Origin of the sequence: Winogradskyella ludwigii, from assembly GCF_013403985.1 — a bacterium.
Taxonomy (GTDB): Bacteria; Bacteroidota; Bacteroidia; order Flavobacteriales; family Flavobacteriaceae; genus Winogradskyella; species Winogradskyella ludwigii.
Genome location: NZ_JABFDF010000003.1, coordinates 1 through 12,051 on the forward strand (window position 1 = coordinate 1; position 12,051 = coordinate 12,051).

The following is a 12,051-nucleotide window of genomic DNA, read 5'->3' on the forward strand; positions in this document are numbered from 1 at the left end:
TGTTATTTCCTCAAGTTCTTTCTTCATTACTTTCAATTTGTTTTTTAGAGTGCCGTTCGTAAATTACTGGCAACGTGATTGTGTATGGTTAGTTGCGTGGTTCAGCAACTAAATTAGTAAACTTTTACGAACCCGTGAATATTCCGCAGGAATATTCGCAAGTAAGCTCAATAAAGCAATTAATTATACACGGTGTTAGCAAACGTTATTTTATTATTTGCAATTTTTGGAAATCAGACGTTTATTAAATTCATTCCAGAATTTTAATGAGTCTTTAAAAGTTAATTCTATATTCATCCGTTCCAAATTAAGAATCGCATCAGTTTCCAAAAAGTTTAATTCAGTATTATTCGTTCCAACGTATTTGATTATCGCTTTCGTTTTGTCTCTCCATTCTCCAAATGTCTCAAAGTAGAGAGTATCATTTTTAATTTCAATTTTTCTCCATTTTGATAATTCAACCCATACATTTTCTGAAGCGACTCTCATAGAATCTTTTTTGAAATAAACTTCTGTATATTCTCCATCAATACAAGACGAGTAATTTCCAAATAATGTTCCCGTATTTTGACAACCTAAAAAAAGGGTGGAAATTAAAATTATATTCCAGAAGTTTCGTTTCATTATATGTGGCTAACGTTTTTGATTTTATTCAAGGCACATAAACTAATTGAATGTCAATTAAATATTCACTATTGTTTTCTCTTATTTCAGCATTCAGAACTAAATCGCTCAATCCTTCGTCTTTTGTATAAAGGTCGATAAGTACATTCCAATAATCTCCATAACAAATATAAACTGATGAATTCCAAGTTTCATTCGGAAGTTCAACTAATTCTTCTCCATAATCTTCAATATATTCTTTGATTTGTTCAGCAGTTTCATTTGAAATCGGATTCACGTTTTTTATTTCTGAACTTAAATTATAATCTCCTTTAACAAAAGCGTTTATAATTGCTTTAAAACTCGGTCTCCAAATGTGAGGTATTGGAAGTTCATTTTCCTCGTTTTTCTCAACTTTAATTTCAGTCATTTCTTATAATTTATGATTTCCAAATTCAATTATTTCCTTTGTTGAGTTAGAGTGGTTAATGTTTGCTAACACTATTATATATGTTATTTATTAAAGATAGAAGAATTTAATAAAAAAACAATAAATCCTTTGTTTATAATTACTCGAGATAGATTTTTATTCATTATTTTATATATCAAAAATTGACTATCTTTATATCTGATATATAGAACACCTAATAAATGGAGCTGTCTGAATATAAATTTATAACTGGGAACCATAGGGGAAAGGAGGTGATATGGATTCATTTCAATTATAGTTTAGAGCTCAAAAATCAATTGCGTAAGCGATTTTCTTCCGTTAGATATAGTGCAACTCAAAAGCGTTGGTACTTGTCTGATTTACCTGCAATAAGAAATCAACTTAATATTAAAGAAAAAACAATTGGTCATAAATTGGTTTTAAAAATTCATCCAATTAATAGAGAGGCGTTTGTGTCTTTTCAAGATCAATTACACTTAAAAGCTTATAGCGTGCATACCCAACGTATGTATCTTTCTGAATTTGCCGAATTACTTGTGCTATTAGGTAGTTATTTTGTACAAGATTTAGATGCAAAACGTCTTAAAGACTATTTTTTGTATTGTGTTAAAACGCTAAAACATAAAGAGCGTAAAATGAATGGTAAAATTAATGCGATCAAGTTTTACTTTGAGCAAGTATTACATAGACCAAAAATGTTTTTTGATATTCCTAGACCTAAACAACCAAGTACGTTGCCAAAGTTGTTAAGTAAAAAGGAAGTAAAATCTATCATCGATTTTACATCAAATTTTAAGCATAAAATTGCTATAAAATTATGTTATGGTATGGGTTTAAGAGTGTCTGAGGTAGTTAATATAAAATTGATCGATGTAGATAGTTCTAGAATGTTGGTACATATTGTTGGTGCCAAAGGAAAGAAAGACAGATATGTGCCATTACCAGATTCTATATTAAATGAATTAAGGACGTATTACAGTGCCTATAAACCGAAAGAATATTTGCTAGAAGGTCGCTATGGAGGTATGTATTCTAAAAGTAGTTTACAGGCTATATTTAAAAATGCGATGGAAAAATCTGGAATTAAAAAGAAGATTGGTATTCATGGATTAAGACACAGTTATGCAACTCATTTATTAGAGTCTGGCGCAGATTTACGCTTTATACAAGAATTGCTAGGCCATTATTCCGTAAAAACCACTCAAATCTATACAAAGGTGTCTCATCGGAATCTTTCCAATATTAAAAGTCCTTTAGATTCATTATAATCACAGAAAAAACGCTCAACTATTTATTAGTTGAGCGTTTTGGGGTAGTTAAAATAATGTTGTTTTAATTGGGGACCGGAAATCCACGATCGCGCATTAAAGCTTCAATCTTAGCATCGCGACCTCTAAATTTTCTATAGGCTTCTGCTGGATCCATGGCATTACGTGGTGCAAATAAATACTTCACTAATTTTTTAGCGACCTCTTTATCGTAAAATCCACCTGGTGCATCTCTAAAAGCTTCAGATGCATCACTAGTTAAAACATCGGCCCACATATAACCGTAATATGCCGTTGCGTAACCTTCACCAGAAAATACATGTCCAAATTGTGGAGTTCTGTGACGCATTGGCAATTCTTTTGGCATCCCTAATTCGTCTAACGTTTCACGTTCAAACTTATCGATATCAATACTTGTAGGATCTGCTAAGTGTAATTTCATGTCTATTAAAGCCGAAGCTAAATATTCTGTCGTTCCAAAACCTTGATTAAAAGTTGAAGCTTTCTTGATTTTTTCAACTAATGAAGCAGGAATTGGTTCACCTGTTTTGTAGTGCACTAAAAACTGATTGATTACTTTATCTGTAGACAACCAACGTTCTAAGAGTTGCGACTGAAATTCTGTATAATCTCTAACTCCTCCATTTAATGTTGGGTATTTTACGTCTGCTGAAAAGAAGTGAAGCGCATGACCAAATTCATGAAAAAACGTAGTCGCATCATCCCAAGACACTAAAACGGCTTCTCCAGGTGCTGGTTTTACAAAGTTAGAATTGTTTGAAGCCAAAACATTGGTTTTGCCTTCAAAAGAATCAGAACTTCTATACGTTGTTGCCCAAGCACCAGAACGTTTACCTTGTCTAGAAAAAGGATCTAAATACCATAAACCAATATGCTTACCTGAATCTCTGTCTGTAACTTCCCAAACCTTCACGTCTTCATGAAAAACAGGAACGGTTCCCTCTTTAACTGGTGTGAATTTATAATTAAACAATTCTCCAGCCGTAAAAAACATTGCTTCTCTTAATTTGTCTAACTGTAAATATTGTTTGACTTCGTCGCTATCTAAATCGTATTTCTTTTTACGAACCTTTTCTGCATAGTATCTATAATCCCAAGGTTCTATAGTAATATTATCACCAAGTTCGTTGGCAACAGTTTGCATATCTACAACCTCTTCTTTTACTCTTGCTGTTGCAGCTGGCCAAACAGCCATCATTAAATCCATAGCATTTTCTGGTGTTTTTGCCATACGATCCTGTAATCTCCATTCAGCAAAATTCTTATAACCCATTAAGCCAACACGTTCTTTACGAAGTCTTAAAATTTGTGCTATAATTTCGTTATTATCAAACTCATCTCCATTATCGCCTCTAGAGTAGTAGTTTTCCCAAACTTGTTTACGTAATTCACGTTCAGTAGAGTAGGTAAGAAACGGATCTATTGATGAGCGTGTATTGGTAATGGCATATTTTCCGTCTTGATCTTTATCTGTTGCTATTTTTGCAGCCGATTTTATAAACCCATCTGCTAAACCACCTAATTGATTCTCGTTTAAATACGTAATGTAGTTTTCTTCGTCATGTAAAACATTATTAGCAAAGTCGGTGTAAAGCGTCGATAGTTCTTTGTTAATTGCTGCGTAACGTTTTTTCTTTTCTGGATTTAAGTTGGCACCATTCATTTCAAACTGCTTGTAGGTTAAATCTACCACACGTTGCGCTTCAGGTTCTAATGGTGTACTTTGAGACGCATTATAAACGGTTTTAATACGTTGAAATAATTTTTGGTTTTGTGAAATTTGAGATCTAAAATCGGAAAGTTTTGGAGCTAATTCAGATTGAATAGCTCTAAATTCAGGAGAAGATACATTACTTCCCATTATGCCATAGTAAGCAAATACACGACTTAAGGCTTTACCTGAACTTTCCATGGCAACAATGGTATTTTCAAAAGTTGCATCTTCTGTATTGTTGGCTATGGCGTCAATTTCGGCAAGATTTAATGCCATAGCTTCTTCCATTGCTAGTTTTATAGCATCTACAGACATCTTATTAAAGGCAGGAACTCCTTCAAAAGGTCCTGTCCATTCTTGGATTAATACATTGTTACTCATTTCTTTTTTTACTGTTGGTGTTGTGCCTTCTTTACAGCTTGCGAATAAGATAATACTGCAAATAAAACTGGCTTTAAGGGATTTAGAAATCATGGTTACTAATTTTTTTTTGAAATTTGATAGGGTTTTATCAAGCAAACAAGATACTGAAATTAGATATGATGTTTCTTAAATATTTTATAATTGTTGAAGATAATTTAACGGATTTTTTAAGTTCTTTATAAGAATTCAACTAACAAAAATGCTGATGAAAATTTTTCTAATATGAAATAGGAAAAGAATTGTATCGTCTTTTCATTTTTTTAGAAACGTTGAAACCTCATGAGCTCTGTTTACAACGCACTAATAAGTTCTACTTTTCTGATATAAACATTTTGTAAAGGCCAATCTCCCTCATCTGTTTTTACGTTCGCAATTTTATCTACCACATCCATACCAGAGGTAACTTCACCAAAAACGGTATAATCTTTATCTAAGTAGTCTGCTCCTCCGTTACGTTGAATAATGAAAAACTGAAAAGGAGACGCTAACTTATAAGCATTTTCCATTTCGCTACTTGGCATAGAGATCGCTCCACGCTTGTGAGTGTAACCTTGTTTTGTGTCTGGAGGTAAAAGATATTTACCTATTTTCTGACGTCTTTTAGCAAGGTTATAATCATCACTACTGCCTCCTTGAATCACAAAGTCTTTTACCACACGATAAAACTGTGTACCATTAAAATAGTTACGTTTGGTGAGATAAACAAAGTTGGCTCTATGGAATTTGGTTTTAGTGTAAAGCTGAATTTCTATGATTCCAAAATCGGTTGTAATCCTTACTTTATCATCTTTATTTTCTTTTTCATACTCCAAAAAGAATTCCATAGCATTTTTATCTGAGAGTACAGGAAACTCAGGATTAGCTTTCTTTTTAGGAATAATTTTAGTTTCGTTTAGAGTCGAATCTTTTATAACAGTTGTATTTGTTTTTTTTGAAGATTGCTTATCTTCACAATTCAGAAGTAATAATACACAGCCAATAGCCATTGGAAACACTAATTGAAATCTCATAAATGCTTTTTAAAACGTTTTTAGAATCTGTAGTAAAAATAAAACATCTGGAGCTTTCAGGCGAAGACTCGCATGCAAAAATGTCGCCTCCGTATCGTTTAGAGTTAGCAGATAAAATGAAAACGAAGTCTAAATCTGCTAGAAGAGCAGGAGTTATGGCTTTATTTTATCCAAAATCTAATAATGAAACACATTTAGTATTAATTCTTCGTAAAACATATAAAGGTGTGCATTCTGCTCAAGTAGGGTTTCCAGGAGGAAAATATGAAGATGCAGATCTTAATGATTTAATGCAAACAGCAATAAGAGAAACAGAAGAAGAAGTTGGTGTGTTAAGATCTGATTTTCAGGTTTTAAAAACGATGTCTCCAATTTATATTCCTCCAAGTAATTTTATGGTGCATCCTTTTATTGGTGTTTCTTCAGCGTATTTAAGTTTTGTAAAACAAGACGAAGAAGTAGAGGCTATAATAGAAGTAAAGCTTAAGGATTTCTTAAATGATATTAATATTGTAACAGCAACAGTACCAACCTCTTTTGGTGCAGAAGTAAAGGTGCCAGCTTTTAAATTGAATGAGCATATGGTTTGGGGAGCAACAGCAATGATGCTTGTAGAAATAAAAGACTTACTAAAACAAGTTTTATAACTTGTCTAAAATGTTACATTTGTAAATAGACTAAATTTTAAAATTATTTATGGGATTATTCAAACGAAATCCTTTCGGACATATACTTTGGGTTAAAAAATGGTTGATTAGAATCTTAGGTGCGTTAACACATCGCCGTTTTAGAGGTTTTAATGAATTACAGATTGAAGGTTCTGAGATTATAAAGAATTTACCAGAAACCAACGTATTGTTTATTTCTAATCATCAGACATATTTTGCTGATGTAATTTCTATGTTTCACGTTTTTAATGCGAGTTTAAGCAATAGAGAAGATTCTATTAAAAACATAGGCTATTTATGGAATCCTAAACTCAACATTTATTATGTTGCGGCTAAAGAAACTATGAAGTCTGGCTTGTTGCCTAAAATTTTGGCTTATGTAGGTTCTATAAGTATAGAGCGTACGTGGAGATCACAAGGTAAAGATGTAAATAGACAAGTGAAAATGAGCGATATTTCTAGTATAGGTAAAGCGCTAGATGATGGTTGGGTAATTACATTTCCTCAAGGTACAACCACACCTTTTAAACCCATTAGAAAAGGTACAGCACATATCATTAAACGTTATAAACCTATCGTTGTTCCTATTGTTATTGATGGCTTTAGACGCTCTTTTGATAAAAAAGGATTACGTGTAAAAAAGAAAAATATATTTCAATCTTTTGAAATTAAAGCTCCTTTAGAGATTGATTATGAAAATGAATCTATTGATTCAATAGTTGAAAAAATAGAGTATGCTATTGAGCAACACCCTTCATTTTTAAAAGTGATTCCACAAAAAGAACTGGAAGAAAAAGAACGTTTAAATAAAGAATTACGTGATATGTAATTTTTTAGATTATATATAAAAGAAAAAAGTCAGCAATTAATAGTGCTGACTTTTTTTATGAATGGTTGAGATTTATCTCACTTATTTACGTGCTAAACTTCTAGCTTCTTTAATTCCTTATAGTTTCTGTTTAAGCGCTTAATTAAAATACCATAAATCAATTTATAGAATAACCATATAAATAATAGAAACACAACTGTAATTACTACAGTGATTAAGAGCATTACAGCTAATTGTGCAGGAGAAGCTGTACTCAATTTTTCTGATATTTCAGGATGTTCATTAATGGAGAAATAAAGCGAAACTGGAATACTTATAAATGCAATCAATAAATTATAAAGCACATAGTATTTAATGATGCGTCTCGTTTTTAAAATACTTTCCATCAGTTTTTTTGCATTATCAGTAACTGAAATGGCTTTATGTGCATTCCAAAGGAGATAAACAAATAAAATGATAACGGCATAGCTTAATATATTCAATCCAATATAAATCCAACTATGGCTCATTTCTTCTAATTGTGCTTTCATTTTGTCTGAAAGTACAATAGGTAGAAAATTGACTAAAACCCAAAACACCAATTCGGCCATACTGATATAAAACAAAGTTTTAACAATGTTTGATGATTTTTTATGGCTCATTGTATAGATATCGCTATCTGAAAATGATTCGTATTTATTGTTGGATTTATTCCAATCTTTCTTTAATAATTCTAATTCATCCATAATGTTACGGATTAAGTATGGTTCTTAATTTCTTTTTTACGCGATTCATCTTCACTCTAGCATTAACTTCAGTTATACCTAAAGTTGCACTTATTTCGCGATAATCTTTGTCTTCTAAATACAAGAAAACTAACGCCTTCTCAATATCATTTAATTGATGTACGGCTTGATACAATAGTTTTAATTGTTGTTCTTCAGTATCATCATAGTCTTCCGCTTTAATTTTAAATTCTACAGCATCAAATTCTTGTGTTGTTATGCGTCTTTTAGATTTTCTGTATAATGTAATTGCGGTATTTAACCCAACGCGATACATCCAAGTACTAAATTTCGCTTCACCTCTAAATTTGGGGAATGCTCTCCATAATTGAATGGTGATCTCTTGAAACAAATCGTTATGAGCATCTGCATTGTTAGTGTATAAACGACACACTTTATGCACAATGTTTTGATGCTTTTGCAACTGTTCTACAAAACGATGTTCTAATTCTTTGTTCAATTGATGAGGTTGGTTAGTTATCTTATTAGTAGCAAGAGTTTCTGTTTTGTTACAAAATTATTCAACAATTGTTTTAAAACGCTGTTTTAGGCTCGGAAATTTGTAATTTTGTTTGTGAAATCTCAACTAGTATTCAATGAATATTCCACAGTCTAATTTACCAAGAATCGTTATTATAGGTGGCGGTTTTGCAGGTATTAATTTAGTAAAAGCTTTAGCTAATAAAAATGTTCAAGTCGTATTAATAGACAAACATAACTACCATACATTCCAACCTTTATTGTATCAAGTTTCTAGTTCTGGTTTAGAGCCAGATTCTATTGCTTATCCTTTAAGAAAGATTATTAAGAAGCATAGAACTACTTTTTTTCGACTTACTGAGGTGGAACAAATTCTACCCGAAACCAATGAAATTATTACGTCCATAGGGCATTTGTCTTATGACTATCTCGTTATTGCCACAGGAACAAAAACCAATTACTTTGGAAATAAGGCTATTGAAGCGAGTAGTATGCCAATGAAGACGGTTCCTCAGGCTCTAGACATACGAAGCCTTATTTTACAGAATTTTGAAAAAGCGGCAATTGCGGACTCAGAAGCAGAACGTGAAGCCTTTCTTAATTTTGTAATTGTTGGAGCAGGACCAACAGGAGTTGAGCTTTCTGGTGCTATTGCAGAACTTAAAAATAATATTTTACCAAGAGATTATCACGATTTAGATCCGGATGATATGCACATTCATTTATTAGAAGGTGCAGATCGCGTATTACCGCCAATGAGTGAGCATGCCTCTAAAAAAGCGGCTAAGTTCTTAGATAAATTAGGTGTAAAAGTACACTGTAACACGTTTGTAAAACATTACGATGGTAAAACAGTGACTACAAATTCAGAATTAAAAATGCAATCCGAAACCTTAATTTGGGCTGCAGGAGTTACAGGAGCACCAATACAAGGTTTAAAAGCAGAAGCTTTAGTAGAACGTGCAAACCGTTATAATGTGAATCACTTTAATCAAGTTGAAGATTATACTAACATTTTTGCTGTTGGTGATATTGCATTAATGACCTCTGAAGCTTATCCAAAAGGACATCCACAAGTCGCACAACCTGCGATACAACAAGGGCATTTATTAGGAAAGAATTTAATACGTTTAATTAATAAGCAACCGTTGAAACCCTTTGTATATAAAGACAAAGGTTCAATGGCAACCATAGGCAGAAATAAAGCGGTTGTAGATCTTAAACACTATAAATTTGGAGGCTTTTTTGCCTGGTTTATTTGGATGTTTGTGCACTTAATGTCTTTAGTTGGCTTTAGAAATCGTGTGATTGTATTATTTAACTGGACGTACAATTACATTAACTTTGATAAAGCAGCACGACTTATTATTAGACCTTTTAAGAAGTAATTTTTTTTGTTTAGTCTAAATATGATTGAATAAATATAAATTATGACCTCGTAAATTCAATTCGTCATTAAAAAAATACAACTCGGTATATTAGAATTCATTAGTTAGGTAAAATCATTGAAGTTTGTTTCATCAATAGATACTGTTTCGATAATAATCGGAATTAATTCAGCATTTAGAAACGAACTTTTAATCATTTAACCGAGATGAAATACCTAATCACCATTCTTGCTTTCCTTTTAATCACCATAGGAAATGCACAAACTACTATTTCAGGAAAAGTAGTAGATAAAAATAATTTACCCATTATAGGTGCCAATGTTTATTTAGAGGGCACTTATGATGGCGCAACTTCAGATGAGGTTGGTGGTTTTTCGTTTACAACAGATGAAAAAGGAACACAAACCTTAATAGTGTCATTTCTATCTTTCGAAACCAGATCGATTATTAATGACGTTTCTAAATTAAACCATCTCAATATTAAGTTACTTGAAGATGTAGAAACGCTAGATGCTGTAGTTATTAGTGCAGGAACGTTTGAAGCTAGTGATAACAGTAAGGTTTCGGTTTTAAAACCTTTAGATGTAGTTACCACTGCAAGTGCGCTTGGCGATTTTGTAGGAGCTTTGCAAACCTTACCAGGAACATCTAATGTGGCAGAAGATGGACGTTTGTTTGTTAGAGGAGGCAGTGCAGATGAAACACAAATATTTATAGATGGTATTCGTGTTTTTACACCTTATTCTCCTACAACCAATAACATACCAACTAGAGGACGTTACTCTCCATTTTTATTTGATGGTATTACGTTTTCTACAGGAGGTTATTCTTCAGAATTTGGACAAGCATTATCAAGTGTCTTACTATTAAATACAATTGATGAACCCGACCAAGAGAAAACAGATATTGGTATTATGAGTGTAGGAGCTACATTGGGTAATACACAAAAATGGGAAAAATCGTCATTAAGTTTTAACGCCTCTTATATTAATTTAGCTCCTTATTTAGGTGTTTTTAAAGATAAAAATGAATGGAAGACACCTTATACAGGCGCACAAGGTGAAACTGTGTTTAGACAGAAATTAAACAGTGGTATGCTAAAGTTTTATGCCGCTTTTGATGCGACTAAATTCGAATTAAATCAAGAAGATATTAATGATACCGATGGTATAGATTTTAAACTTAACAACAATAACTTTTACCTTAACAGTTCTTACAAAGGTGTATTAGGCAATAATTGGAGCATAACATCTGGTATCAGTTATACATATGCAAAGAATACTTTAGGGATTGAAACCAGTGATATAAATAATACAGAAAACTCAGCACACTTAAAATTGAAGTTAAAAAAACGTTTTAATAGTCGTTTAAAATTAAGCTTTGGAGCAGAACAATTTATTACAGATTTTAATGAAAACTTTGAAGACAGTTCTATTAACGAAACATATGGTTTTAATAATAATAATATTACAGCAGGTTTTGCTGAAGCTGATGTAATTTTCTCTAAAAAATTAGCTTTGAAAGTAGGACTGAGAGCAGATCACAGTTCTATATTTAATACAACAGATTTGGCTCCTAGAGCTGCATTGGCTTATAAAAGTTCAAAAAACGGACAGTTTTCGTTAGCTTATGGTAATTTTTACCAGAACCCAAACAGTACGGTTTTAAAGTTCGAAAAGAGTTTAAAAGCACAGCAAACAGCACATTATATAGCAAATTATCAATATGTAAATAATGGAAAGATATTTAGAGCAGAAGCATATCGTAAAGATTATAAGAACTTAATAAAGTTTGACGGTGAGTTTGAGACGTTTGCTTCAAATTTTACATCTACAGGTGATGGTTACGCACAAGGACTCGATTTGTTTTGGCGAGACAATACAAGTATCAAAGCAATAGACTATTGGGTCAGCTATTCGTATTTAGATACAGAACGCGATTACAGAAATTTTGAAACAGCAGCACAACCCAATTTTGCAACTAACCACAACCTTTCTATTGTAGGCAAGTATTGGATCGAAGATTGGAAAAGTCAGGTTGGTTTGTCTTACGGATTCTCTTCAGGACGTCCTTACACCAATCCTAACACCAATAAATTATTAAGTGAACGTACAAAGTCGTTTAACAGTTTAAGTCTTAATTGGGCTTATTTGCTAGATCAGCAAAAGATTCTGTATTTCTCTGTAAATAATGTTTTAGGATTCAAAAATATAAACGGTTACCAATATGCAGACACTTTAAATAGTGGTGGTCAATTTAATAGACGTGCCTTAACTCCTGCTGCAGATCAGTTCTTTTTTGTTGGTTTCTTTTGGACGATTAGTGAAAACGGTAATGACAATCAGTTAAATAACTTGTAGGTTTTAAGTTGTTGATTTTTAGATAAACATGATATATGTCATAATTTAAATGTGAGATAAGAATTAACTTTA

The 12,051-nt window shown here is 32.2% G+C and carries 11 protein-coding genes; 5 read left to right on the forward strand and 6 right to left on the reverse strand.

Going from position 1 to position 12,051, the window contains the following annotated elements:
- Window positions 1-213 precede the first annotated feature (213 nt).
- Together HM981_RS08445 and HM981_RS08450 are read right to left on the reverse strand one after the other, a co-directional pair.
- Window positions 214-624 (reverse strand): hypothetical protein, encoded by a 411-nt coding sequence (locus HM981_RS08445; RefSeq protein ID WP_179338355.1) that lies wholly within the window; start codon window positions 622-624, stop codon window positions 214-216.
- Between the two features lie 28 nt (window positions 625-652).
- Window positions 653-1,033, reverse strand: a complete 381-nt coding sequence (locus tag HM981_RS08450; protein ID WP_179338356.1) for a DUF7668 domain-containing protein — start codon at window positions 1,031-1,033, stop codon at window positions 653-655.
- Window positions 1,034-1,254: 221 nt separating this feature from the next.
- Between HM981_RS08450 and HM981_RS08455 the strand changes: the two genes are divergently transcribed.
- The gene (locus HM981_RS08455; RefSeq protein ID WP_179338357.1) at window positions 1,255-2,322 is read left to right on the forward strand and encodes a tyrosine-type recombinase/integrase; all 1,068 of its coding nucleotides are present in this window, start codon (window positions 1,255-1,257) and stop codon (window positions 2,320-2,322) included.
- A 64-nt stretch (window positions 2,323-2,386) separates the two neighbouring features.
- Here HM981_RS08455 and HM981_RS08460 read toward each other — a convergent pair whose 3' ends face one another.
- Window positions 2,387-4,531: a M3 family metallopeptidase gene (locus HM981_RS08460; RefSeq protein ID WP_179338358.1), complete on the reverse strand. Its 2,145-nt coding sequence runs from the start codon at window positions 4,529-4,531 to the stop codon at window positions 2,387-2,389.
- A 239-nt stretch (window positions 4,532-4,770) separates the two neighbouring features.
- The gene (locus tag HM981_RS08465; RefSeq protein ID WP_179338359.1) at window positions 4,771-5,490 is read right to left on the reverse strand and encodes a peptidylprolyl isomerase; all 720 of its coding nucleotides are present in this window, start codon (window positions 5,488-5,490) and stop codon (window positions 4,771-4,773) included.
- Window positions 5,491-5,492: 2 nt separating this feature from the next.
- On the opposite strand from HM981_RS08465, the gene HM981_RS08470 reads away from it, so the two are divergent.
- The gene (locus HM981_RS08470) at window positions 5,493-6,137 is read left to right on the forward strand and encodes an NUDIX hydrolase (RefSeq protein ID WP_179338360.1); all 645 of its coding nucleotides are present in this window, start codon (window positions 5,493-5,495) and stop codon (window positions 6,135-6,137) included.
- A gap of 49 nt (window positions 6,138-6,186) precedes the next feature.
- Window positions 6,187-6,987 (forward strand): lysophospholipid acyltransferase family protein, encoded by an 801-nt coding sequence (locus HM981_RS08475; protein WP_179338361.1) that lies wholly within the window; start codon window positions 6,187-6,189, stop codon window positions 6,985-6,987.
- Between the two features lie 92 nt (window positions 6,988-7,079).
- Here HM981_RS08475 and HM981_RS08480 read toward each other — a convergent pair whose 3' ends face one another.
- Together HM981_RS08480 and HM981_RS08485 are read right to left on the reverse strand one after the other, a co-directional pair.
- Window positions 7,080-7,712, reverse strand: coding sequence for a hypothetical protein (locus HM981_RS08480; RefSeq protein ID WP_179338362.1), 633 nt, complete (start codon window positions 7,710-7,712; stop codon window positions 7,080-7,082).
- A gap of 4 nt (window positions 7,713-7,716) precedes the next feature.
- Window positions 7,717-8,211 carry an RNA polymerase sigma factor gene (locus HM981_RS08485; protein WP_179338363.1) on the reverse strand — a complete coding sequence of 165 codons (495 nt, stop codon included), beginning with the start codon at window positions 8,209-8,211 and terminating at the stop codon, window positions 7,717-7,719.
- A gap of 136 nt (window positions 8,212-8,347) precedes the next feature.
- On the opposite strand from HM981_RS08485, the gene HM981_RS08490 reads away from it, so the two are divergent.
- Entirely contained in the window at window positions 8,348-9,619 is a 1,272-nt protein-coding gene (locus HM981_RS08490) for an NAD(P)/FAD-dependent oxidoreductase (RefSeq protein ID WP_179338364.1), read from the forward strand.
- A 206-nt stretch (window positions 9,620-9,825) separates the two neighbouring features.
- A complete protein-coding gene (locus tag HM981_RS08495; RefSeq protein WP_179338365.1) occupies window positions 9,826-11,979 on the forward strand; it encodes a TonB-dependent receptor in 2,154 nt (717 codons plus the stop codon).
- The last annotated feature ends 72 nt before the right edge of the window (window positions 11,980-12,051 follow it).